28 protein-coding genes are annotated in these 24,945 nt (G+C 45.8%); 19 read left to right on the plus strand and 9 right to left on the minus strand.

What is annotated here, in order from left to right:
- The first annotated feature begins 100 nt into the window (after positions 1-100).
- Positions 101-1,372: an NRAMP family divalent metal transporter gene (locus B9J84_RS12090; protein ID WP_094124230.1), complete on the plus strand. Its 1,272-nt coding sequence runs from the start codon at positions 101-103 to the stop codon at positions 1,370-1,372.
- A gap of 78 nt (positions 1,373-1,450) precedes the next feature.
- Here the strand turns inward: B9J84_RS12090 and rapA are convergent, their stop codons facing one another.
- A complete protein-coding gene (gene rapA / locus B9J84_RS12095; protein ID WP_013855992.1) occupies positions 1,451-4,360 on the minus strand; it encodes an RNA polymerase-associated protein RapA in 2,910 nt (969 codons plus the stop codon).
- Between the two features lie 434 nt (positions 4,361-4,794).
- Between rapA and B9J84_RS12105 the strand changes: the two genes are divergently transcribed.
- The 7 genes from B9J84_RS12105 to B9J84_RS12135 all read left to right on the plus strand — a co-directional run bounded on the left by B9J84_RS12105 (position 4,795) and on the right by B9J84_RS12135 (position 11,357).
- Complete coding sequence (locus B9J84_RS12105) at positions 4,795-6,171, plus strand: PhoH family protein (RefSeq protein ID WP_088729158.1); 1,377 nt, start codon at positions 4,795-4,797, stop codon at positions 6,169-6,171.
- A 116-nt stretch (positions 6,172-6,287) separates the two neighbouring features.
- Entirely contained in the window at positions 6,288-7,292 is a 1,005-nt protein-coding gene (argF, locus tag B9J84_RS12110) for an ornithine carbamoyltransferase (protein ID WP_094124232.1), read from the plus strand.
- A 459-nt stretch (positions 7,293-7,751) separates the two neighbouring features.
- Positions 7,752-8,681, plus strand: coding sequence for an aspartate carbamoyltransferase (gene pyrB, locus B9J84_RS12115; protein ID WP_094124233.1), 930 nt, complete (start codon positions 7,752-7,754; stop codon positions 8,679-8,681).
- Positions 8,682-8,697: 16 nt separating this feature from the next.
- Positions 8,698-9,165 (plus strand): aspartate carbamoyltransferase regulatory subunit, encoded by a 468-nt coding sequence (gene pyrI, locus B9J84_RS12120; protein ID WP_094124234.1) that lies wholly within the window; start codon positions 8,698-8,700, stop codon positions 9,163-9,165.
- Between the two features lie 120 nt (positions 9,166-9,285).
- On the plus strand, positions 9,286-9,675 hold the full coding sequence (locus tag B9J84_RS12125) for a RidA family protein (protein WP_094124235.1): 390 nt from the start codon (positions 9,286-9,288) through the stop codon (positions 9,673-9,675).
- 190 nt (positions 9,676-9,865) lie between these two features.
- On the plus strand, positions 9,866-10,417 hold the full coding sequence (locus B9J84_RS12130; protein WP_013855985.1) for a heme NO-binding domain-containing protein: 552 nt from the start codon (positions 9,866-9,868) through the stop codon (positions 10,415-10,417).
- Entirely contained in the window at positions 10,410-11,357 is a 948-nt protein-coding gene (locus B9J84_RS12135) for a sensor histidine kinase (RefSeq protein WP_017047037.1), read from the plus strand. Before B9J84_RS12130 ends, B9J84_RS12135 begins: the two co-directional genes overlap by 8 nt.
- An 8-nt stretch (positions 11,358-11,365) precedes the next feature.
- On the opposite strand, the gene B9J84_RS12140 is transcribed toward B9J84_RS12135, so the two are convergent.
- The 8 genes from B9J84_RS12140 to mlaF form a co-directional block, all read right to left on the minus strand.
- Positions 11,366-12,112, minus strand: a complete 747-nt coding sequence (locus B9J84_RS12140; protein WP_094124236.1) for a 1-acylglycerol-3-phosphate O-acyltransferase — start codon at positions 12,110-12,112, stop codon at positions 11,366-11,368.
- Between the two features lie 89 nt (positions 12,113-12,201).
- Entirely contained in the window at positions 12,202-13,467 is a 1,266-nt protein-coding gene (gene murA, locus B9J84_RS12145) for a UDP-N-acetylglucosamine 1-carboxyvinyltransferase (protein WP_026029130.1), read from the minus strand.
- A 9-nt stretch (positions 13,468-13,476) separates the two neighbouring features.
- Positions 13,477-13,731 (minus strand): BolA family iron metabolism protein IbaG, encoded by a 255-nt coding sequence (ibaG, locus tag B9J84_RS12150; RefSeq protein WP_013855981.1) that lies wholly within the window; start codon positions 13,729-13,731, stop codon positions 13,477-13,479.
- Positions 13,732-13,744: 13 nt separating this feature from the next.
- The gene (locus tag B9J84_RS12155) at positions 13,745-14,053 is read right to left on the minus strand and encodes a lipid asymmetry maintenance protein MlaB (protein ID WP_010318828.1); all 309 of its coding nucleotides are present in this window, start codon (positions 14,051-14,053) and stop codon (positions 13,745-13,747) included.
- Positions 14,050-14,688 carry a phospholipid-binding protein MlaC gene (gene mlaC / locus B9J84_RS12160; RefSeq protein WP_094124243.1) on the minus strand — a complete coding sequence of 213 codons (639 nt, stop codon included), beginning with the start codon at positions 14,686-14,688 and terminating at the stop codon, positions 14,050-14,052. The genes B9J84_RS12155 and mlaC overlap by 4 nt, the downstream gene beginning before the upstream one ends.
- A gap of 35 nt (positions 14,689-14,723) precedes the next feature.
- On the minus strand, positions 14,724-15,215 hold the full coding sequence (gene mlaD / locus B9J84_RS12165; protein ID WP_094124237.1) for an outer membrane lipid asymmetry maintenance protein MlaD: 492 nt from the start codon (positions 15,213-15,215) through the stop codon (positions 14,724-14,726).
- Positions 15,216-15,217: 2 nt separating this feature from the next.
- Entirely contained in the window at positions 15,218-16,009 is a 792-nt protein-coding gene (gene mlaE, locus B9J84_RS12170) for a lipid asymmetry maintenance ABC transporter permease subunit MlaE (RefSeq protein ID WP_013855979.1), read from the minus strand.
- Entirely contained in the window at positions 16,006-16,803 is a 798-nt protein-coding gene (gene mlaF, locus B9J84_RS12175) for a phospholipid ABC transporter ATP-binding protein MlaF (protein ID WP_094124244.1), read from the minus strand. The genes mlaE and mlaF overlap by 4 nt, the downstream gene beginning before the upstream one ends.
- 271 nt (positions 16,804-17,074) lie before the next feature.
- Here mlaF and B9J84_RS12180 point away from each other — a divergent pair, with 271 nt between their 5' ends.
- From B9J84_RS12180 to B9J84_RS12230, 11 genes are read left to right on the plus strand one after another with little or no spacing between them, the layout of a single operon-like run.
- The gene (locus tag B9J84_RS12180) at positions 17,075-18,040 is read left to right on the plus strand and encodes a calcium/sodium antiporter (protein ID WP_017043395.1); all 966 of its coding nucleotides are present in this window, start codon (positions 17,075-17,077) and stop codon (positions 18,038-18,040) included.
- A gap of 19 nt (positions 18,041-18,059) precedes the next feature.
- Positions 18,060-19,034 carry an arabinose-5-phosphate isomerase KdsD gene (kdsD, locus tag B9J84_RS12185; RefSeq protein ID WP_013855975.1) on the plus strand — a complete coding sequence of 325 codons (975 nt, stop codon included), beginning with the start codon at positions 18,060-18,062 and terminating at the stop codon, positions 19,032-19,034.
- Positions 19,031-19,588 (plus strand): 3-deoxy-manno-octulosonate-8-phosphatase KdsC, encoded by a 558-nt coding sequence (kdsC, locus tag B9J84_RS12190; protein ID WP_094124238.1) that lies wholly within the window; start codon positions 19,031-19,033, stop codon positions 19,586-19,588. Before kdsD ends, kdsC begins: the two co-directional genes overlap by 4 nt.
- Complete coding sequence (gene lptC / locus B9J84_RS12195) at positions 19,585-20,148, plus strand: LPS export ABC transporter periplasmic protein LptC (RefSeq protein WP_013855973.1); 564 nt, start codon at positions 19,585-19,587, stop codon at positions 20,146-20,148. The genes kdsC and lptC overlap by 4 nt, the downstream gene beginning before the upstream one ends.
- The gene (gene lptA, locus B9J84_RS12200) at positions 20,129-20,629 is read left to right on the plus strand and encodes a lipopolysaccharide transport periplasmic protein LptA (protein ID WP_013855972.1); all 501 of its coding nucleotides are present in this window, start codon (positions 20,129-20,131) and stop codon (positions 20,627-20,629) included. Before lptC ends, lptA begins: the two co-directional genes overlap by 20 nt.
- A 2-nt stretch (positions 20,630-20,631) precedes the next feature.
- A complete protein-coding gene (gene lptB / locus B9J84_RS12205) occupies positions 20,632-21,357 on the plus strand; it encodes an LPS export ABC transporter ATP-binding protein (protein WP_013855971.1) in 726 nt (241 codons plus the stop codon).
- A 51-nt stretch (positions 21,358-21,408) separates the two neighbouring features.
- Entirely contained in the window at positions 21,409-22,869 is a 1,461-nt protein-coding gene (locus B9J84_RS12210) for an RNA polymerase factor sigma-54 (RefSeq protein ID WP_069212112.1), read from the plus strand.
- A 25-nt stretch (positions 22,870-22,894) separates the two neighbouring features.
- Positions 22,895-23,182 carry a ribosome hibernation promoting factor gene (gene hpf, locus B9J84_RS12215; RefSeq protein WP_013855969.1) on the plus strand — a complete coding sequence of 96 codons (288 nt, stop codon included), beginning with the start codon at positions 22,895-22,897 and terminating at the stop codon, positions 23,180-23,182.
- Between the two features lie 2 nt (positions 23,183-23,184).
- Entirely contained in the window at positions 23,185-23,631 is a 447-nt protein-coding gene (gene ptsN / locus B9J84_RS12220) for a PTS IIA-like nitrogen regulatory protein PtsN (RefSeq protein WP_013855968.1), read from the plus strand.
- Positions 23,632-23,647: 16 nt separating this feature from the next.
- Positions 23,648-24,505, plus strand: coding sequence for an RNase adapter RapZ (rapZ, locus tag B9J84_RS12225; protein ID WP_010318814.1), 858 nt, complete (start codon positions 23,648-23,650; stop codon positions 24,503-24,505).
- 10 nt (positions 24,506-24,515) lie between these two features.
- The gene (locus B9J84_RS12230; protein WP_013855967.1) at positions 24,516-24,794 is read left to right on the plus strand and encodes an HPr family phosphocarrier protein; all 279 of its coding nucleotides are present in this window, start codon (positions 24,516-24,518) and stop codon (positions 24,792-24,794) included.
- Positions 24,795-24,945: the final 151 nt, after the last annotated feature.

The following is a 24,945-nucleotide window of genomic DNA, read 5'->3' on the forward strand; positions in this document are numbered from 1 at the left end:
CAGATTAACTGGGTGTGATATTGATTGATGAGCTTGACATTAAAGTCAGCTTCAAAAGCAAAAATTATAAATAACACAACATCAAGTCTAAGGAACAAGAATGGAACACAGCGTCCCTTATCAATCGGCCAAACGTTTAACCCTGCCACAACTGCTTCGTTCACTCGGGCCGGGCATTATGATGGCAGCAGCAGCCGTCGGCGGCTCTCATCTCGTCGCATCAACTCAAGCAGGTGCAATTTATGGCTGGCAACTCGCAGGCCTCATTTTGCTGGTCAACTTATTAAAATACCCCTTTTTTAAGGCTGGCATTCAATACACCATGGGGACAGGCAAAAGTTTAGTACAAGGCTATGCTCATCTCGGGCGTGCTTACTTATGGGTTTTTGCCATCTTAAGCGTGGTATCGGCCATTATAAACACCGCCGCGTTACTGCTGTTTAGCGCCAGCTTACTGGCCTATTTTGTCCCTTTTGAGCTGGGCAATATTGTTCTTTCCGTGATTGTGCTGACCACTTGTTTGCTGATCCTTTTTGCAGGCCACTTTCGCGCGCTCGACTCACTTTCTAAAATGATTATGGCAGTACTGACAATCGCCACCTTACTCGCCGTGGTGATTGCCGTCGCAACCCCAGCGCAGATAGTGGTAGAAACCATTTCGCCTTCACCTTGGACACTCGCCGCGATCGGTTTTTTGGTGGTGACAATGGGCTGGATGCCCGCACCCATTGAGATTTCGAGCATCACTTCGGTGTGGCTCAAGCGTCAATGCCAAGAGCAGCAAGTGACGCCGCAATCCGCACTATTTGATTTCAATGTGGGCTATATCGGTACTGCAATCTTGGCGATTGTATTTTTAGCGCTTGGTGCCTTAGTACTACACGGAACAGGCGTTGAGCTCTCGAAATCTGGCGTCGGCTTTTCGCATCAATTGGTCGGATTGTACGCTTCAACCATAGGTGAGTGGTCACGTTATTTAATTGCAGTGATCGCCTTTTTCTGTATTTTTGGCAGCACCATAACCGTCATTGATGGCTATTCACGAGTGATTGCAGAATCACAACGTCTTTTGCAAAACAAAGAGAGCCAAAGCCCACGTTGCTACCAAGCTTGGGTCATCGTGGTATCGGCTTTAGCGCTGGCCATCATTGCCTTTTGGGCTTCAGCACTGATGCCAATGCTGAATTTTGCGATGATCATGGCATTTATGACCACGCCAATTTTTGCGCTGCTCAACTATATTCTGGTGACTAAAACACCTTTACCGGCTGAACTCGCAGTAGGAAAAAAACTCAAAGCACTGTCTATCGTAGGGCTTGTTTATCTGTTTGGCTTTTTAGCGCTATTTATTTGGTGGAAGTGGATTATGTAACAGCAGACAAAACAAAGGCCTTATCGAAAAAGGCCTTTGTTATTTTTAATGTAACGCCACAAAGGCCAAGTAAAGGGATCAGTTATGCGTCACAACGATTAAACGCAACGAATCCAGTTGGAATTGCGCTTTACCGATGTAACCGCTTAACTCGTTGATCTGCTCTTCAATCGCGCTGATCTCTTCATCACGAATGTTCGGGTTGACTGCTTTAAGCGCCAATAAGCGCTCCAGTTCACCGTTTAAGCTCGACTGCATCTCTTTCTGCGCTTGTTCACGAATCGCTTCAACACGGCTCACAACTTGGCTTTCACTGGCAGCAATTAAGCTATGCACATCATTTTGTACCGACGTAACGAGCTTGCTGGCCAAATGACGATTCACTGGGCTTAATTGGCGGTTGAAGCTTTCAAACTCAACTTGCGCGGAGAGATCATTACCACGCGCATCCATCATCAAACGGATCGGTGTTTGAGGAAGGAAGCGGCTGATACCACTGCGTTTTGGCGCTTGTGCATCCACCACATAGATCAACTCAAGTAGCAAAGTCCCAACAGGCAGAGCTTTATTTTTCAGCAGAGAAACCGCCGATGTTCCCACGCCTTCGCTCATCAGTAGGTCGATCCCGCCTTGAATCATCGGGTGTTCCCAACTGATGAAATTCATATCTTCACGCGATAATGCCGTATCACGATCAAAAGTGATGGTCGCTCCTTCATACGGCAAACCGGGGTAGCTTGGCACCATCATGTGCTCTGATGGTGTGACCACCAGCGCGTTTTCACCCCGATCATCTTGGTTTAAACCGATCGCATCAAATAAGCTCAAAGCGAAAGTAACCAAGTTAGTATCGCCATCCGTTGATGCTATACTTTCGACGATTTTCAATGCTTTTTCGCCACCGTTTGAATGCATTTCAAGCAGTCGGTCACGCCCTTGTTCAAGCTGAGCCTTCAACGTTTTGTTGAGCGTTGCCGACTGTTCAATGATCTCATCCAACGTATCGATATTTCCCGAAGCCAGCATGTCAATCAGATCATCGGCATATTTATCATACACAGCGCGGCCTGTTGGGCAGGTTTCAGCAAATGCATTCAAGCCTTCATCAAACCAACGCGCCAAAATCGCTTGCGATGTGCCTTTAAGGTACGGCACATGGATATCGATATCACGGTGTTGACCAATACGATCCAAACGGCCAATGCGTTGCTCTAGAAGATCTGGGTTAAACGGCAGATCAAACATCACCAACTGGTTAGCAAATTGGAAGTTACGCCCTTCAGAGCCGATTTCACTACAGATCAATACTTGCGCGCCACCCTCTTCTTGTGCGAAATAAGCGGCGGCTTTATCACGTTCTAAAATCGACATACCTTCATGAAAAACGGTGGCGCGAATGCCTTCACGCTCACGCAGTGCTTGCTCCAGTTGTAACGCAGTGCTAGCGCGAGAAGCGATCACTAAAATCTTTTCGCTACGTTTCTCTTTCACTTTTTCAAGTAGCCAATTCACGCGAGAGTCAAACTGCCACCAGCTTGCATCGTCGCCTTCAAACTCTTGGAAAATCTCTTCGGGGTAGAGCATTTTCATCGCGCGAGCCTGAGCACTGAGCTTACCGCCGATCATGCCAGCCACTCGCATCGAGGTCGTGTATTGCGCGGGGATTTCCATCGGCATCAAGTGCACATTACGCACAGGGAATCCTTTAATCGCAGCGCGGGTGTTTCTAAACAGCACGCGGCCTGTACCATGGCGATCCATCAGATTATCAATCAGCTCTTGGCGAGCAGAGGCTTTGCTCTCTTCATCGGCATCGCTTTCAATAATGCGAAACAGCGGCTCAACGTCTTGCTCTGAAAGTAGCTCAGTGATTTGGTTTTTGGCTTCGTTTTGCAACTTCTCACCCGAAAACAGGGCACTGACTGAATCGGCTACAGGCGCATATTGCTCTTCTTCTTCAACGAACGCCTCGTAATCGTAAAAACGATCGGGATCGAGCAAACGCAAACGCGCAAAGTGACTTTCACGGCCCAATTGCTCCGGCGTTGCCGTTAGCAGCAATACCGCTGGGGTGTTTTGCGCTAGCCCTTCGACCACTTGGTATTCGCGGCTTGGTTTATCTTGGCTCCATTCTAGATGGTGCGCTTCATCCACCACCAATAGATCCCACTCCGCCTCAAGTGCTTGTTCAAAACGTTGACGACTTTTACGCAGAAAATCGAGCGAACAAAGCACATATTGCTGAGTATCAAAAGGGTTGTGTGCTTCAGCGAACGCTTCAACACAGCGCTCCTCATCAAAAATGGAGAAATGAAGATTAAAGCGACGCATCATCTCCACCAACCATTGGTGCTGCAAGGTTTCCGGCACCACAATCAAAATACGTTCCGCACGGCCAGAAAGCACTTGTTGATGAATGATCATCCCCGCTTCAATGGTTTTACCTAACCCCACTTCATCGGCTAATAACACGCGGGGCGCATGTCGACGGCCAACCTCATGTGCGATATAAAGCTGATGAGGAATCAGGCCCGCGCGCATGCCACATAAACCACGCATTGGGCTTTTGTGTTGTTGATATTGATTAGTGAGGGCGCGATAACGCAACACAAAATTATCCATGCGATCAATTTGACCTGCGAACAATTTATCTTGCGGTTTGTTGAAACGGATTTGGTGGCTTAAGAAAATTTCACGTAGCGCCACGCCGCTTTCATCGTTGTCTTCACGCGTACCGAGATAAGTGAGTAGTCCTTGTTCTTCAACAACTTGCTCAACGCGTAGCGACCAGCCTTCTTGGCTTTCAACCACATCGCCGCTATTGAACGTCACTCGTGTTACCGGGGCGTCACTGCGTGCATAAACGCGGTTTTCTTCTGATGCAGCAAACATCAAGGTCACAGTACGCGCATCAAGCGCTACTACAGTACCTAAACCAAGATCACTTTCTGTATCGCTTATCCAGCGTTGCCCCAAAGCAAAACTCATGAATCGACTACCTTATTTATTTGGAATGGATTGTATCGATCTGCTACCACGTGAAGGCAACTCCTAATTATGATTGTTGTTGGAGTGTGGTGCAGAAAAAGGTCGCTAATCTTACTTGATGGCGTGATACAGGTCACGTGTAAAGCGAAGGATAACCAAGATTTTTTTCTTCAACTTTTGGTTGACATCAAACTGTAAGAAATCGGTGGCATTTGTAGTAAACAAGGTTGCTATACTTGTTGTAACGATGCTTGCTTTGCCAGTCAAAAGGATGACTCTGGTACGAAGCATGCAAACCAAACAGACAATGAGTATCAACACAGGCTTGCAGTAAGTCATCGAGCAATCGAGTCACTACCGGCATCCATTGATCGATAACCTCTACTTGCTAGCACCTTTTGTTAAGCACGCTGCACAGCAGCAAGGAGACGCTTATGGGCGATACCGATCGGAAACTGTTTGTACTTGATACCAACATCCTGCTTCATGAACCTTTAGCCATTTACTCCTTCCAAGAGCATGACGTGGTCATTCCGATGACCGTTCTTGAAGAACTTGACCGGATCAAAGACAGCAAACGCGATGTTGCACGAGATGCGCGGGTCGCGATTCGTGCTTTAGAGCACTTATTCCACGATGCCACCCCAGACGAAATTACCGAAGGTATTCCATTTTCTAAAGAGGCCAGCAAGACGGGAACTATCTCGATCCTTGCCGACTTTGAGTTGCAAGAAACCGTCAAAGCCTTTGCTGACAAAGCTGGCGACAACCGTATCCTCAACGCTGTACTTTACCTGCAAGCGAAACGAGCGCCACGTTCTGTGGTTCTCATCACCAAAGACATCAACATGCGATTGCGCGCTAAAGGTGCAGGCGTGCGCTATGTTGAGGATTACCGCACTGACCAATTGATTGATGATGTGCAGTACCTGACCAAAGGCTTCCAAGTTCGTGAAGGAAATTTTTGGAACAACGTCGATGAAGTTGAGAGTAGAACCGTCGGCGGAAAAGCCTTCCATACGTTAGATAAAGCGCCGTTTGATCCGACCTTTATTAATCAATATGTCATTGATGAAGAGAGCGATTTTGCGGCGCGCGTGCATGAAATCAACGCAGAAAAAATTACGCTGCTTGATATTGGCCGCGAGAGAATGATGCACCGCAAAGCGTGGGACATCACCCCGAAAAATATCTACCAAGCGATGGCACTTGATGCCTTGCTTGATCCAAGCATTGATTTGGTGATTTTAACCGGAGCCGCTGGTAGCGGGAAAACGCTGCTCGCGATGGCCGCCGCTCTTGAACAAACCATTGAGAAGAAGATGTTCGATAAGATTATCGTCACCCGTAACACGCCAGATATCGGAGAATCGATCGGCTTCTTACCCGGAACAGAGGAAGAGAAAATGATGCCGTGGCTGGCGGCGGTTACGGATACATTGGAAGCCTTGCACAAAAACGATCACTGCACCGAAGGTTCACTCAAATACATCTGCGATAAAGCCAATATCCAGTTTAAATCGATCAACTTTATGCGTGGGCGCTCAATCCAAAATGCCTTTGTGCTACTCGATGAGTGTCAAAATTTAACCGCTTCTCAAATCAAAACTATCATCACGCGCTGTGGTGAGGGCACTAAAATTGTCTGTTCTGGTAACTTAGCGCAGATTGATTCCCACTACTTAACCCCGGTGACCTCAGGTTTGACCTACATGGTTGAGCGCTTTAAAAACTTCGAAGGCAGCGCCAACATTCACTTAAACGGCGTCGTTCGCAGCCGCTTGGCCGAATTCGCTGAAGAGAATTTATAGTCACATTAGGCGAGATATTATTAATATCTCGCCTTTATTTTAAAATAATTATTCACAAATTTAGCATTTATATGTTTTACTAAGGCCATTCATCATTCACCGTTTAAGACTGGGATATGGCTTTCAATTTACGCAACCGCAACTTTCTCAAACTGCTCGATTTCACGCCGAAAGAGATCCAATTTCTGCTCGATCTCTCTGCTGATCTCAAAAAAGCGAAATACGCCGGATCAGAACAGAAAAGATTAGCGGGTAAAAATATTGCGCTGATTTTTGAGAAAGCCTCAACACGGACGCGATGTGCATTTGAAGTGGCCGCGTTTGATCAAGGCGCTCAAGTCTCTTACATCGGGCCATCAGGGTCGCAAATTGGTCATAAAGAGTCGATGAAAGACACCGCGCGCGTACTCGGAAGAATGTACGATGGCATCCAATATCGCGGTTTTGGACAAGAAATTGTCGAAGAGCTTGGCGCACATGCTGGCGTTCCTGTATGGAACGGGCTCACCAACGAGTTCCACCCAACACAGATTTTAGCTGACTTTTTAACCATGATTGAGCATGGCCGTGGTAAGCAGTTGCACCAAGTGTCACTGGCTTATCTAGGCGATGCACGCAATAACATGGGCAATTCACTAATGGTGGGCGCAGCAAAAATGGGCATGGATATTCGCCTCGTCGCACCCAAACAGTTTTGGCCAGAAGCATCACTCGTCACCACTTGCCAAAAAATTGCCGAGCAGACGGGAGCCAAAATCACGCTCACTGAAAATGTACAAGAAGGCGTGCAAGGATGCGATTTTCTCTATACCGACGTTTGGGTTTCTATGGGCGAATCAGCCGATGCATGGGATGAACGCGTGGCCTTAATGACGCCTTACCAAATCAATATGAATGTGATTAAGCAAACTGGTAATCCACAGGTAAAATTTATGCACTGCTTGCCTGCGTTTCATAACGACGAAACCACCGTAGGCAAAGAGGTGGCGGAAAAATATGGTATGAAAGGTTTGGAAGTCACCGAAGAGGTGTTTGAGTCTGAATATTCGATTGTGTTTGATGAAGCTGAAAACCGCATGCACACCATCAAAGCTGTGATGGTCGCGACTCTCGGCGCTTAAAAAAACAAGGCAACAATGGATCGAAGCCCGATGAACTTACATGAGTAAGTGATTTGGGTGAGTGAAAGCAGCTAACGCAGCGACAGTGCCAAAGCGACTTTTAATCCTCAAAATCATTGGTGCTGTCGCAAGGCAGCAAGAGAACGAAGCCCGATGAACTTACATGAGTAAGTGATTCGGGTGAGTGAAAGCAGCTAACGCAGCGACAGTGCCAATGATGAAGAGGATTGTGAGGTAATCGCTTGCGCTCACACAACGAAAGCGTATAATTCCCAGCAATTTGTCTGAGGGGTAGCCATGAAAACGGACGTTGTTATTCACATCTACAACGCAATTCGATTCAATGTAGGTCAGCGTGCTGACTTACTGGGCGCGTTATTTTTCCCCTCTCTTGATTTTTAAAGCCTCCCTATTGGGGGGCTTTTTTATGGCTACTAGAAAATTATAGGGAAGACGACCATGGTGAATTCGCTTTATCAAAAGCACATTATTTCGATTCCGGAGCTCTCTCGTGACGAGCTGGAATTGATTGTGAAAACCGCAGGCCAACTCAAAGCGGAACCAAAACCAGAGCTGATTAAGCACAAAGTGGTAGCAAGCTGCTTTTTTGAGCCGTCGACTCGTACTCGTTTGTCTTTTGAAACCGCTATTCAACGCATCGGCGGCAGCGTGATTGGCTTTGATAATGGTGGCAACACGTCACTGGCGAAAAAAGGCGAAACACTGGCCGATTCAGTACAAGTGATCTCCTCTTATGTGGATGCGTTTGTGATGCGCCACCCCCAAGAAGGCGCAGCGCGTTTAGCCTCTGAATTTTCAAACGGCGTTCCTGTGATTAACGCTGGCGACGGCGCTAACCAGCACCCAACCCAAACACTGCTTGATTTGTTCACCATTGCCGAAACACAAGGCCGTTTAGATAACATTAATATTGCCTTTGTTGGCGACTTGAAATATGGCCGTACCGTCCATTCTTTAACTCAAGCTTTGGCTAAATTTAACCACATTCGCTTCTTCTTTGTTGCGCCGGATGCGCTTGCTATGCCTGACTATATTTGCGAAGAGTTAGATGATGCAAGCATTGAGTACAGCCTGCACACCGATATGGAAAGCGTTATTCCACAGTTAGATATTCTGTATATGACGCGCGTCCAAAAAGAGCGCTTTGATGAATCAGAGTACGCGCACATTAAATCGGCGTACATTTTGACAGCCGCCATGCTTGAAGGTGCGCGCGATAACTTAAAAGTGCTACATCCGCTTCCGCGCGTGGATGAAATCACCGTTGATGTGGACAAAACGAAGCACGCTTACTTCTTCCAACAAGCAGAAAACGGGGTCTACGCCCGTGAAGCTTTGCTGGCGCTTGTGTTAAACGAAACCCTGTAATAAAGGAGCCCCAACCATGACTAAAGAGACTCAATTGCAGGTTGAAGCAATTAAAAACGGCACGGTTATCGACCACATTCCTGCGCAAATCGGTATTAAAGTATTAAAGTTATTCGATATGCACAATTCTCATCAACGTGTCACGATTGGCTTAAATTTACCCTCTTCCGAGCTGGGCGCAAAAGATCTGCTAAAGATTGAAAATGTGTTCATTAATGAAGCCCAAGCCAATAAATTAGCACTTTATGCACCGCATGCGACTGTCAACCAAATCGAAAACTACCAAGTGGTGAAAAAGCTAGCGTTGACACTGCCTGAGCAGATCAATGATGTTTTTGCCTGCCCAAACAGCAACTGTATTTCCCACAATGAACCGGTCGAAAGCAGCTTTAAGGTTTTCGAAAAGAAAAACGATATTCGTTTGAAATGTAAGTATTGTGAGAAAGTTTACTCACGTGAGATTGTGACCGAACGCGAGTCATAATATAACCCCATTTAAGTCTATCGATGCCTCACTTTAGTGGGGCATTTTGCACTTTACCTGCCGTTTCTTTAAAGGCAAACTGACGCCTACCCTTCACATAAAAACAGATGGAACACAATCATGACTAAAGTACTTCATACCGAATCCGCTCCTGCCGCAATTGGCCCTTATGTACAAGGTGTCGATCTTGGCAATATGGTGCTAACTTCAGGGCAAATTCCAGTCAACCCAGTCACCGGCGAAGTGTCAGCAAATATCGCAGTGCAGGCTCGTCAATCTCTCGACAACGTAAAAGCCGTGGTGGAGTCTTCTGGCTTAACGGTTTCTGACATCGTAAAAATGACTGTATTTGTTAAAGATCTGAATGATTTTGGCACGGTGAATGAAGTCTACGGTAAATTTTTTGATGAGCATAACGTGGCAAACTACCCTGCGCGTTCATGCGTAGAAGTCGCTCGCTTACCTAAAGATGTGGGTATTGAAATTGAAGCGATTGCGGTACGTAAGTAAGCATTGCTCATAATCAGCACAGTGTAAGCACCACCAGCATGCCACTCTGACGTGAATGTGCTTTTTCAAACCTCGAACCCCGTTCGAGGTTTTTGTTTAATCCAAAAAATCAATTTTTACACCTCATACTTGCTACTTTAGGGTTAGTCACCAACACTTATCGTACTTTTGAACCGTTCGAGGTAGTGAGATGCAAGGGATTATCTATACCGTTCTTTCTGATTTAGTCATCGAAAAATTTGGCGCACTGTTTTGGGATCAAATGCTCGAGGATTTAAAACCTAGCTCTCAAGGCATCTACACCGCTGGAGAGCAATACTCCGATGACGAACTGCTTGCAATGGTGGCTTATTTGAGCGAGCAGAAAAACATCCCCACCGATGATTTAGTCCGGCTTTATGGGCAATACCTATTTTCTCGCCTGTACAACAGCCTTCCTGAAAATTATCCAAATAAAAACAACTTATTAGAGTTTTTAATTTCGGTCGATCAAGTGATCCATAAAGAAGTGAAGCGGCTCTACCCCGATGCCTATTTGCCGCAATTTCAATGTAAAAGCGAGGGCGATCGATTAACCATGTATTACACCTCGAAAAGAAAATTGTGCGCTGCGGCAGAAGGACTCATCATCGGCGCTTCAGAACAATTTGGTGAAGAAGTCGAAATCGAGCAGCCCCAATGCATGCATCATGGTGCTTCATTTTGTGAAATTGTTGTCACCTTTAAGGGTAAACATGAGTGAAATAGAGCAATACCAACGCATTTATGAGCGTGAGCGTCAGGCTCGTTTGCTGGCAGAGCGGTTACTGCAAGAAAAAAGCCGCGAGCTCTACGATAAAATTTTAGAGCTGCAAGAGACTCTAGATCAACTTCATAGCGCGCAAGCACAGCTTGTACAATCAGAAAAAATGGCCTCCGTCGGTCTGTTGGCGGCTGGCGTTGCTCACGAGATCAATAACCCAATCGGTTTTTGTCTGAGTAATTTAAATACGCTGCGTGATTACTCTCACGCCTATATAGGAATTGTCGCTTTGGTAGCACAGCACAAAGCCGAAATTGCTAACACGGATTTCTACCGCAATTATCAAGATTATTATCAACGCCATGATATTGGTTTTGTCGAAAGTGATTTAACTGACATGCTTCAAGAGACTTCGGGTGGATTGCTCCGCGTAAAAGACATTGTCACTAGCCTACAAAGCGTTTCTCACTCCAGTGATGGCCGATTTGTCGAGTGTGAGTTAAATTCGTGTATTGAATCAACGCTACACATGGTCTGGAACCAATTTAAATATACGATGGAGGTCGAGCAGCGATTGGATGAGGCTTTGCCGAAAATCAATGGGATATCAGCAGAGCTACAACAAGTGTTTATGAACCTATTTATTAACGCCTCTCACGCTTGCGAAGCACAAGGAAAGTTAACGATTAGCACAGATTCTGTGGTCGAAAAAGGGAAACGCTGGGTGAGGGTGACAGTGGCAGATAATGGGCATGGCATGAATCAAGACATCATCAACAAGGTGTTTGATCCTTTCTTCACCACCAAACCTGTCGGCGTAGGGACGGGTTTGGGTTTATCGATTTCATACAGTATTGTTGAAAAGCATGGTGGGAAAATGCAGGTCGAATCTGAAGTGGGACAAGGCACCACCTTCATACTTCTTTTTCCCACCATTTAGTAAAGCGGTTACTGACTGCGTGATGTGACTTTCTTACCATCAAGCATCGCGACCTCTTCATCCAGCTGTGCTAATTTGACCATCATCTGCTCACGGCATAATGTCGCTAATTCCCGTAAATTTTCTTTTCCATATCCTTCAATACTGATCGGTGGCAGCATCTCAACAATCACATGACCATTGTCCCAACGGTTAAGCTTAATATCATTAGTTGAGCTGCAAACGATGGGGATAATCGGTACACCTGCGCCAATTGCCGCATGAAATGCACCCATTTTAAAGGGCAGCATGCCACGGCCACGCGAGCGAGTACCTTCTGGAAACATCCACACAGACACATCACTGGTTTTTATGCTATCGACAACTTGATCAATGGTCCCTTTGGCTTTGTTGCGATTGGATCTATCAATTAAAATATTCCCTGCTAACCAATACAACTGACCAAACACAGGTGTCCAAACTAAACTTTTTTTCCCTACTGTCACGACTTTCGGCGTTACAGCCGCAGCAACAGTACACAGATCCCAGTTATTTTGATGATTCGCAATGTAGATGTGCTGGCCGCGTTGATAAGCATTTTCTGGGATACGCAGTTCTAATTTAATACCCATCAATTTTGACATGCGGGCGAATAAACGCCCAAACGTAAATACATGTTTGGGATTGCGTGGGCTAAGTAAACAGTAGCCACATCCAAAAACAAACATCACAATGGCAAACAGTGCGACTGCCAATAGACGCAAAAGAGCAATCATTTCAGTTCTCCATGGAACAAAGATAAAAAATGAGCAAGGATAAAAAAGCCGAAACCCAGAGATTTCGGCTCCATTGCATGAGCGAGAGTTTAACTGCTGACTTGAATGCGCTCAATATTAGCGCCAAGAGCCGACAGTTTATCTTCAATTCTTTCGTAACCGCGATCGATATGGTAGATGCGATCGACGATGGTTTCACCTTTTGCGATACAACCGGCAATCACTAGGCTGGCTGAAGCACGTAGATCGGTCGCCATCACCTGCGCGCCACTCAACGATTCCACATCACCACAAATCACAGTATTCCCTTCAATCTCCGCTTTTGCTCCCATACGCATCAGTTCAGGAACGTGCATAAAACGGTTTTCAAAGATGGTTTCAGTGATCTTGCCACCACCTTTTGCCATCATATTGAGTAGGGTAAATTGTGCTTGCATATCGGTTGGAAAGCCAGGATGAGGCGCAGTGCGAATCGAAACCGCCTTAAGCTCTTTTCCGGTCATATCAAGGCTTATCCAGCCCTCACCCGTTTCAATCTCAGCGCCCGCTTCTTCCAGTTTTGCTAACACGGCCTCTAACAAATGCGAGTGAGTGTTGTGGCAAACAATTTTTCCGCGAGAAACAGCCGCCGCGACTAAAAACGTGCCCGTTTCAATGCGATCAGCCACAACAGCGTGTTTACCACCACCCAAACGTTCAACACCTTCAATGGTAATGGTATCGGTGCCTGCACCGGATACTTTTGCACCCAGCTTATTCAAAAACAGTGCGGTATCGACAATTTCAGGCTCACGCGCAGCGTTGTCGAGTACGGTTGTGCCTTCGGCAAGGGTTGCGGCGCACATAATGGTAATGGTGGCACCCACGCTCACTTTATCCATGACGATGTGTGCACCTTGTAGACGACCTTCGACACTGGCTTTCACGTAGCCATCTTCTAAGGTGATGGTGGCACCAAGCTGCTCTAAACCGTGAATATGCAGATCGACAGGACGAGCGCCAATGGCACAGCCTCCAGGTAGCGAAACTTGGCCATAACCAAAACGAGCCACTAATGGACCTAGAGCCCAAATAGAAGCACGCATGGTTTTGACTAAATCATACGGCGCGCAATATTCATCAATTTGACTAGGATCGACATGAACTGAGCCATTACGTTCGACTTTAGCGCCTAAACGTTTGAGCAGTTCCATTGTGGTATCAATATCGCGAAGGTGTGGCACATTGGCCACTTCTACTGGCTCAGAGGCCAAAATAGACGCAAATAAAATAGGCAGTGCAGCGTTTTTGGCACCTGAAATGGTCACTTCACCTTGAAGAGGTTGTGTTGACCCAATAACTCGAAACTTTTCCATCAATAAACCTTACAGCGACATCAACTTTTTATCACGAGCCCACTCTGTTGGTGTGAACGCTTTAATAGAAAGGGCATGAATGTCGTTTCTTTGAATGTACTCCATCAGTGGAGCATAAATAAGTTGTTGTTTTTTAACGCGACTCATCCCTGCAAAACAAGCATCAACAGCGATAACTTCATAGTGGCTACCTTCACCTTTGACGTGGATCTCTTCAAGGTTTAGTGCTTGTTCTAATAACTGTTGTACTTTTGCGCTATCCACAATGTTCCCCTGCTTAATTCTTTATATGTTGAGCCATTAAACGATCAATGTTGCTCAATTGGAATAGTGTGCGCAGTTGCTCTGGCACGAAACTGAGCATTATATGACAGTTTCGTTTTTTTGCATGCTCTATTAGGTGGATTAACATCACCATTCCGGCAGAGTCTATGCGTTCAACGTTTTTCAGTTCAATCTCAAACTGTGTACTCACCGGGTTCCATTTTTGGATAAACGCCCATAAATCAGGCACATGCTCTCTGTCTAATGCGCCCGACAAAGCCGCAATCGGCATATCAGTTTGATGCCACTGCGGATGAATCATTGCGCTTTACCTTCAAAACGGATCGGCTGATCCGCCAATTGTTGCAGTTCATTGGCAACCGCTAAGATGCCATCTTGGCGAATTTTACCGCTCCATTCAGATTGCTTACTGGAGAGCAAACTCACTCCTTCTGCAATCATATCAAAGACTTGCCATTCACCACTTTTCTCTTTGCGCAATTTAAACTCAAGTTTGATGTTCGGTCGTGGCGTATCAATAATATCCACCTTCACGCTGGTAATGCGTTTATCATCCGACACCGCCTGTTCAGGCTCGAACTCAATAATTTGGTTACTGTATTGAGTCAATACTTGCGCGTATGCACTGACAAGATAAGCACGAAATGCGGTGATGAATGTGGCGACATCTTCACGTTTGGCCCCTTTTAAGTTTGGGCCCAATAACTTCAGTGCCGCATACTGCTCATTGACGTAAGGCATCAGCTCTTGTTCCACGATTTCTTTCAAATATTCAGGATGGTGGTGAATCGCTTCTTGTTCGGCTTTCAAACGAGTAAATGCCGTTTCAGACACCTGCTTCATCATGGTATAGGGCTGGGTTTTATCCACATTGGCCGCTTGCACAAACATAGCGGCAACAAGGGTAAATACAAAAATCAACGTCCGTTTAAACACTGTTTTTATAAACTCGGTTGTTATAAACACTGTTGTTACTCCTTACCTTTTTCTTGTGGGCCACCACCGACGCTATACAGCACTTGGCCAATCAAATCTTCTAATACGAGGGCGGATTTTGTGTCTTCAATTAAGTCGCCCTCTTTTAACATCTGTTCATCTTCAAAGACAAACCCGGGCACAAGCCCAATGTACTGCTCACCAATCAATCCAGAAGTTAGAATTTGCACACTCGACGTTTCTGGAAATTGATCATATTGACTGTTAATAGCCATAGTAACCACTGGCAGCAAGCTCTCTCTATCGAGTTTAATCTCGGCCACTCGCCCAACGACTACACCACCCACTTTGACTGGCGAGCGCACTTTTAAACTACCGATATTGTCAAATTCAGCTTTCAATTGGTAAGTATGGTTGGAACCCAACCCTTTTACGTCAGCGACCTGAAAAATCATCACCAGAATTGCGCAAATTCCAGCAAGGACAAAGCTACCGACCCAAAGTTCTATTTTTCGTGTTTGCTGCATGATTAATTCCCAAACATCAATGCGGTGAGTACAAAGTCTAGCCCTAATACAGCTAAAGACGAATGCACTACGGTTCTTGTGGTGGCACGGCTAATACCTTCCGAGGTTGGAATAGCATCGTAACCGTTAAACAGTGCAATCCAAGTCACTGTGATGGCAAACATCACGCACTTGATCATACTGTTGCCAATATCTTGCCCTAGCTCTACCGATGACTGCATCGCAGACCAAAAACTGCCGTGATCAATCCCTTTCCAATCCACGCCAACAAGCTGGCCTCCCCAAATGCCGACCGCCATAAAAATCATCGCTAGCAACGGCATTGATATTAGCCCAGCCCAAAAGCGAGGAGCGATAATACGTTTGAGCGGATCAACCGCCATCATCTCTAAACTGGAAAGCTGCTCGGTGGCTTTCATCAGACCGATCTCAGCGGTAAGTGCAGAACCAGCACGCCCAGCAAACAGCAGCGCAGTCACCACGGGGCCAAGTTCACGCAATAAAGAGAGCGCGACCATCTGCCCAAGGCTACCTTCCGCGCCGTAATCGACCAAAATCACATAGCCTTGCAGGCTCAACACCATGCCAATGAACAAGCCAGAAACGACAATAATCGCCAGCGACTGAACACCAACACTGTAGAGCTGCTTCACTAACAATGGAAAATTCTGAATAGGCCGTGGGCGGCTAACTAATGCGCCAAACAGCATCAAGCTCGCTTTGCCAAAGGCTTGGCAAAATTCGAGCGTACGGCGACCGAGCCCTTCAATCCAGTCTGTCAATGTAGACATCATGAGAATAAATCCTTTTCTAGGCTTTGCGCTGGAAAGCGAAATGGTACAGGGCCATCAGCCTCGCCTTGTAAAAATTGTTGTACGCGAGGATCGTTATTTTGGTAAAGATCGTTTGGCGTTCCTTTGGCAATCACTTTGCCGTCAGCCAGCAAATAAACCCAATCGGCAATGCTCATCACTTCAGGAACATCATGAGAGACCACTATCGAGGTCACCCCTAAAGCTTGATTCAAATTGCGGATCAATTCCACCAGCACGCCCATGGTGATCGGGTCTTGCCCCACAAACGGCTCATCATACATGATCAGTTCCGGATCCAGCGCAATCGCGCGCGCTAATGCAGCCCTTCTTGCCATGCCACCGGATAATTCGCTCGGCATGAGCAAGGCGGCACCGCGCAGACCAACCGCTTCTAATTTTAGTAAAACTAATGTCTTAATCAGCGATTCATCTAATTGAGTGTGTTCACGTAAAGGGAAAGCCACATTATCGAACACATTTAAATCGGTAAATAACGCGCCCGACTGAAACAACATGCTCATTTTTTTACGAGCTTGATACAGCTTTTTGCGACTGAGCATCGGGATGTTTTGTTTGTCGAACCAAATCTCACCTTGTTCAGGAAACAGTTGTCCGCCAATAAGACGTAGCAAAGTGGTTTTACCAATACCCGATGGCCCCATAATGGCGGTAATTTTTCCTTGCGGAACGCTGAGACTCACGTCATCGAAAATCTTCCGTCCTGAACGGGAGAAGGTTAAATTCTTGATTGTGACAAGATCGTTGATTGGCATCATGAGTGTTTCACTATTGTTGTCCGCCCCAAAATGATGGGCAATCATAAGCATAACGTTCTAAAATTAAAAGCACTGTTCAATTACATCCTAAAGTAAAGCATCATCTTTCGCCAAAACAATCTTCCGGTCATTTATTGATGGATAGCTAACTAAACCATGAATTGAACGTAATTAATTGGATCTTCAGCTTCCCTTTTCGCAACCAACACGTCAAAATTAGCGGTTAATTGCATCATTTTTTCACTCATTTCATTAATTAGGTATCATCATGATCGAAGCGGTAGCGTTTCTCATTGTAGGTTTGGTGTTTTTAGTCTGGAGCGCTGACAAGTTAGTCTTTGGTTCTGCCGCGCTTGCTCGCAACTTCGGCATCTCGCCATTAGTGATCGGCATGACTATTTTAGCAATGGGATCATCAGCACCAGAGATGATGGTATCGGCAACGGCCGCTTTGGATGGGAAAACCGATACTGCCGTCGGTAACGTGCTCGGTTCTAACATCGCTAACATTGCTTTGATCTTGGGTATTACAGCACTCATCAAACCGCTTTCCGTCAGTTCTGCGGTACTCCGCCGTGAACTGCCGCTGATGATTGCGGTCACACTACTTGCTGGTGCGTTATTGTGGGATAACCACTTAGGATTCTATGAAGGTGTGTTGCTGTTTGCACTTTTCGCCGTGTTTATCATCGCGATGCTCCGCATTAGCCGTAACGAGCAAAAACATGGTGACGCGCTGCTTACCGAGCAGGAATCTGAAATACCGCAGGGCGTGAGCAACGCAAAAGCGGCTATTTGGGTAGTGATTGGGCTTATCATTCTGCCGATTGCTGCCAGCGTGTTAGTCGATAACGCCGTCATTATCGCTAAGTTTTTTGGCATGAGCGACTTGGTAATTGGCCTGACGATCATCGCTGTTGGGACCAGCTTGCCAGAATTGGCCGCCTCACTCACAAGTGTGTTGAAAGGCGAAGATGATATGGCTGTGGGCAACATTATTGGCTCGAACGTATTCAATATTCTTGCCGTGATGGGCTTACCCGGCATTCTTAATCCATCGATACTCAGTGAGCATGCGATGGGACGCGATTTTTGGGTAATGCTTGGCGTATCTCTGCTACTGGTTGCCATGGCTTTAGGGAAATCGCGTAGTATTAACCGCATTGAGGGAGGCGTGCTCTTCCTCGCTTTTATCGGATACCAAGCTTATCTACTTATGAATATGACCGCTTAACCCAAACTCGGAGTATCGAATGTCGAATCAGTTTGATTATCGCAGTGTTGCACAGCAAGTTCTCGCCACCGAAATGGCTGCTTTACAGCAGCTAGAGCAATACTTTGACGACTCATTTTGCCAAGCGTGTGAAATGATCATTGCCAATGATCACGGCAAAGTTGTGGTGATGGGTATGGGTAAATCAGGCCATATCGGTAAAAAAATTGCCGCGACCTTAGCCAGTACTGGCACTTCGGCATTTTTCGTACATCCAGGAGAAGCGGCGCACGGTGATCTTGGTATGATCGAGCGTGGCGACATCGTAATTGCTATTTCAAACTCTGGCGAATCCTCGGAAATTTTATCACTGTTTACTGTGCTAAAACGGCTCAATATTCGCATCATTAGCATGACAGGCAACCCGTCATCGAATATGGCAAAGTTGGCCGATCTTCATTTGCAAATCACTGTCCCACAAGAGGCATGCCCGCTTGGCCTTGCGCCAACCTCCAGCACCACAGCAACGCTAGTGATGGGCGATGCGTTAGCCGTCGCACTCTTGCAAGCACGCGGCTTTACCGCTGAAGATTTTGCGCTGTCTCATCCCGGTGGGGCTTTAGGTCGAAAATTGTTGCTCAAGCTCTCTGATATCATGCACATTGGCGATGCACTACCAACAGTGCAACCAAACGCATTGATCCGCGATGCCTTACTTGAGATCAGCCAAAAAGGGTTGGGGATGACCGCGGTAGTAGACAGTAACATGCAGCTTATTGGCATCTTTACTGATGGCGATTTACGCCGCATCTTAGACAAACGAATCGATATTCACAGCGCGGCAATCAGCGAGGTGATGACGCAAAACCCAACGGTAGCAAACCCTAACATGCTCGCGGTCGAAGGGTTAAACCTAATGCAAGATAAACGAATCAATGGCTTGATGCTGTGCGAAAATGGCACATTGGTCGGTGCATTAAACATGCACGATTTGCTCAAAGCAGGAGTGATGTGATGACCATGATTGATACACTCTACGGCCCGGTCTCACTGCCTATTCTCGACATAGCTAAGCAGATAAAACTGCTGATCTGCGATGTGGATGGCGTCTTCTCTGATGGCTTAGTTTATATGGGCAATCAAGGCGAAGAGCTAAAAACCTTCCACACTCGAGATGGCTACGGCATAAAATCATTGATGAATGCTGGCATTGAAGTGGCGATCATTACAGGTAGGCAGTCAAAAATTGTCGAAAACCGTATGGCCGTATTAGGCATTACACTGGTTTATCAAGGTCAGGATGACAAGGTCAAAGCCTATAACGACATTTGTCGCCAGCTCAATATTGCCCCAGAACACACAGGGTATATCGGTGATGACTTGATTGATTGGCCGGTAATGGAAAAAGTCGCGCTGAAAGTCTGTGTCGCGGATGGTCACCCGCTATTAGTTAAACGCGCAAACTACGTGACCCATATAAAAGGTGGGCATGGCGCTGTACGCGAAGTGTGTGATTTGATTTTGCAAGCTCGCGGTGAGTTAGATGTGCACAAAGGCTTAAGTGTATGAGTTTATCTCGTGTCCTCTATGTGATACTGATTTTTATCGCATCGTGGTCAGCCTATTACTTGTTCGATAAAGAACAAAATACCGATATACAAGTTGCTCCAAACTTGGAGTTACCGTCGTTTAGTGGAAAAAATCTCGACAACACCACCTATAACGAGCAAGGTATCCGCAGCTACATCATTCAATCGACGCATCTGGATCATTACGCAAAAAGTGGCGACACCATTTTCGAGTACCCGATACTCAAAGTCTTCCGTGATGGTATTTTGCAAGAGTGGGAGATTACCGCCAAACGCGGCGTACTCGATGAAGAGCAAGTACTCACACTGTATGACGACGTACTGGCAAAAAACCTATTAGCAGATTCTGGTTTTGATACGCTTTCAACCATTAAAATGAGCATTCAACTCAATAATCGCGATTTTTGGGCCGATAATCAGGTCGATTTGGTTGGGCCACAATTCGAAACACAAGGACAAGCGATGAAAGGCAACTTTGCCGACAATACCGCTATTCTTTATAACCATGTACAAGGTAGATATGAAACTCTCACACCTTAGTCTTATTGCTTGTTTAGCGATTTCTGGTCACGCATTGGCATTGTCCACCGATAATGCTCAACCAGTTTACATCGATTCTGACAGCCAACAGCTCGACATGAAAAGCAACAAAGTGACTTTCCTTGGTGATGTCAAACTCAAACAAGGCAGTATCAGTATCAACGCCGACAAAGTGATTGTAACCCGTGATGCGAAAGATGGCTCCATTCAAGAAATTGAAGGATATGGCAACCTCGCCACTTTTTCGCAATTAACCGACGATGGCAAAACCTTGTATGGTGAGGCGAAAGAGCTCTATTACAAATTGGCCGATGATCAGTTGACGATGATCGATCAAGCCATGTTGTCACAAGACGATAGCATCATCCGTGGTACGAAAATTCGTTACAAAATTTCGTCACAGAAACTGATGGCTGATGGTAACTCTAACGAGCGAGTATCGACCGTGCTTCAACCGCAAGCCACTACGACACAAGAATAATTATGGCCATACTTAAAGCAGAACATTTAGCGAAAAGCTATAAAAAACGCAAAGTCGTCTCTGACGTCAGCTTGCAAGTAGAATCGGGGCAGATTGTTGGCTTACTCGGCCCTAACGGCGCAGGAAAAACCACATCGTTTTACATGATCGTCGGCCTTGTCGCTCGTGATGAAGGTAAGATCAGCATTGATGATCACGACATCAGCATTTTACCTATGCACAGTCGCTCACGCTTAGGGATCGGCTACTTACCTCAAGAAGCGTCTATTTTTCGAAAATTATCGGTCGAAGATAACATCATGGCGGTACTTGAAACCCGTGAATCGATGACCCGTGAAGAGCGCCAAGATAAACTCGAAGATCTACTAGAAGAATTTCACATTCAACATATCCGCCATAGTGCGGGGATGGCGCTATCGGGTGGTGAACGTCGCCGAGTTGAAATTGCCCGCGCTCTTGCCGCAAACCCACAATTTATTTTGCTTGATGAACCCTTTGCAGGGGTCGACCCTATTTCCGTTATCGACATTAAAAAGATCATCCAACACCTGCGAGATCGTGGCTTAGGCGTTTTAATCACAGACCACAACGTTCGAGAAACATTGGACGTCTGTGAAAAAGCCTATATTGTAAGCCAGGGTCGTTTGATCGCAGAAGGTACACCACATGACGTGCTCAATAATGAAGAGGTAAAACAAGTTTATCTCGGTGAACAATTCCGTCTATGATTAAGTAGAGAGTGACATCAATTCTAAAAATAATAAGGTAACTGGCACTGAATGAAACCCTCATTACAACTGAAGCTCGGCCAACAATTAGCGATGACACCGCAGTTACAACAAGCCATTCGTTTGTTGCAACTCTCCACATTGGAACTCCAGCAAGAGATCCAAGAGGCTCTAGAGTCTAATCCATTATTGGATGTTGAAGAGGCCTATGAAGAGAATGCCACCGCTGATGTTCATAGCATCAATGAGGAGAAAGAAACCAGTGCTGAGGTGTTAGATATTGAGCCACAAGACAGCTCTGACTTAATTGAAAAATCCGAAATCAGCAGCGAGCTTGAGATCGACACCACATGGGATGATGTCTACAGCGCGAACACAGGCAGCACAGGGATCGCCCTTGATGATGACATGCCCGTATACCAAGGTGAAACAACGCAAACCCTGCAAGATTATCTACTGTGGCAATTAGATCTCACACCGTTTAGCGACACCGACCGCAGCATTGCTCTTGCCTTGATTGACGCCATCGATGACTACGGTTATCTCACCGTTTCTTTGGATGATATTTTAGAAAGCTTTGCCGATGAAAATATTGAGCTTGATGAAATTGAAGCCGTTCGTAAACGTGTTCAGCAGTTTGATCCCCTCGGTGTGGCTTCAGTCAACCTTCAAGACTGCCTGCTTTTACAATTAGCGACCTACCCTGCCAGTACCCCTTGGTTAGAAGAAGCTAAACAGCTGCTGATCCAACATATTGATCTGCTCGGCAATCGTGACTACAAGTTGATCATCAAAGAAACCAAGTTAAAAGAAGAAGATCTGCGAGAGGTATTGCAGCTCATTCAACAACTTGACCCAAGACCGGGAAATAATATTTCAACCGAGCACGCCGAATACGTTGTGCCTGACGTGTCTGTTTACAAAGATCACGGCAAATGGGTGGTAACAATAAACCCAGATAGCGTACCAAAACTTAAGATAAATCAACAATATGCAGCATTAGGCAAAGGTAACAGTGCCGATAGCAACTACATTCGCAGCAATTTGCAAGAAGCAAAATGGCTAATTAAGAGTTTAGAAAGTAGAAACGAGACACTGCTCAAAGTTGCCAAGTGTATTGTTGAACATCAACGTGATTTCTTTGAGTATGGTGAAGAGGCGATGAAGCCAATGGTACTCAATGACGTTGCTTTAGCGGTAGAAATGCATGAATCCACCATATCAAGGGTGACAACGCAGAAGTACATGCATACTCCGCGTGGTATTTTCGAATTGAAATACTTCTTCTCCAGCCATGTCAGTACCGACAGCGGGGGAGAGTGTTCATCGACTGCAATACGAGCACTGATTAAAAAACTGGTGGCCGCTGAAAATACAGCCAAACCATTAAGTGACAGTAAAATTGCAGATCTACTGGCTGACCAAGGGATTCAGGTAGCTAGACGGACGATAGCTAAATACCGTGAATCGTTGGGCATTGCTCCATCGAGTCAGCGCAAACGCCTACTGTAAGGCACAAAACAGAGAAGGAAAGTCTATGCAAATCAACATTAATGCCCATCACATTGATCTGACCGATTCAATGCAAGACTATGTAAACTCGAAGTTTCAAAAACTTGAGCGATTTTTTGACCATATCAATAACGTACAGGTTGTTTTACGTGTTGAAAAAGTACAACAGATCGCTGAAGCTACGCTCCACATAAATCAAGGTGATATCCACGCCGTGGCCGACAATGAAAATATGTATGCTGCCATTGACAGTTTAGTGGATAAACTCGTAAGACAACTCAACAAGCATAAAGAAAAGCTAAGTAGTCATTAATCATGCAATTAAGCGAAGTACTCTCATTGGACTGCACGAAAAGTGCGGTCCAATGCACCAGTAAAAAAAGAGCCCTAGAAATCATTAGCGAAATCGCTGCTGAGTATTCAGGTCAAAATTCCACCGAGCTGTTTGAATGCATGCTCAGCCGAGAAAAAATGGGCAGTACTGGTATTGGTAATGGCATCGCCATTCCTCATGCAAGAATGACCAACAGTGATCGTGCCATTGCCGTTTTGCTGCAGTGTGAAGAACCGATTGAGTTTGATGCCATTGATAATCGACCTGTCGATCTACTGTTTGCGTTGCTCGTTCCTGAAGAGCAGTGCAAAGAGCATTTAAAAACGCTCGCTTGTATGGCCGAGCGCCTCAATGACAAACAAGTTTTAAAACAGCTTCGAAGTGCACAAAGCGATCAAGAGCTGTACGACATCATGACTAACCAATAACCACCGAGCCGAAACTATGCGTTTAATCGTTGTGAGTGGTCAATCAGGCGCAGGGAAAAGCGTTGCTTTACGAGTACTGGAGGATCTCGGCTACTATTGTGTCGATAACCTTCCCGTCAACTTGTTGGATGCGTTTATTCAATCTGTCCAAGGCAGTAAACAAAATGTCGCGGTGAGTATTGATATCCGTAACTTGCCCCAAGAGCCTAGTTTGGTTGCGGATGTTTTAGAGCAGCTAAAACAGAATAACGACGTTAGTGTGCTGTTTCTCGATGCCAGTAAAGAGACACTACTCAAGCGCTACAGCGAAACGCGTCGTATCCATCCTCTCTCATTAAACGCCGATAAACCTTCACTTGCGCAAGCGATTGAATTGGAAAAGTCGCTGCTTGCACCGCTCAAAGAGCAAGCCGATTTAGTGCTCGATAGCAGTAATCAATCGTTGCATGAGTTGAGCGAAACCGTACGCATGCGAATTGAAGGACGTGAGCGCAAAGATCTGGTGATGGTGTTTCAGTCTTTTGGCTTCAAATATGGACTACCCAGCGATGCAGACTACGTGTTTGATGTGCGTTTTTTACCCAACCCACACTGGGAACCCGATCTTCGCCCATTAACTGGCCTGGATGCACCAATTAAGTCGTTTCTTGAACGCCATAGTGAAGTAATTGAACTTAAACAACAAATTCAAAAGTTTGTTGAATACTGGCTGCCGATGCTCGAAAAAAACAACCGCAGTTATCTCACAATTGCGATTGGTTGCACCGGTGGTAAGCACCGCTCCGTTTACCTGACTCAACAGCTTGGCGAGTACTTTGCTCAATTGGGTCACCAAGTACAGATACGCCATACATCATTAGAAAAACAGCAATAGGAGCGATGGTATGCCACTATTAAGTAAAACGGTTTTAATCCAAAATCGCTTGGGCCTTCATGCTCGTGCAGCCGTTAAGCTGGTTGAACTGTCGCAATCTTTTGATGCGGTGGTCACCATTCAAAGTGAAGAAGGAAAAGAAGCCACTGCAGACAGTGTGATGGGTTTATTGATGCTCGAATCCGCACAAGGTCAATACATCACCATCAATGCTGAAGGCTCACAAGCAGAGCCTGCTTTGCAAGCGGTTAGTTCGCTGATTGAACATAAATTCGATGAAGACGAGTAAGCACCAGGCTTACACTCCACTCTCCCACAGACAGCGCATGCGCGCCCCTGATAGTCAAAATAAATTCAGTGCTTAATAAGAACTTATTAAATAAGGCCTAGAATTAAGTTACTATTCAACACATTGTAAGAATCCTAAGTAGGGGGAAACC

Origin of the sequence: Vibrio sp. V03_P4A6T147 (assembly GCF_002241085.1) — a bacterium.
Lineage (GTDB): Bacteria > Pseudomonadota > Gammaproteobacteria > Enterobacterales > Vibrionaceae > Vibrio > Vibrio anguillarum.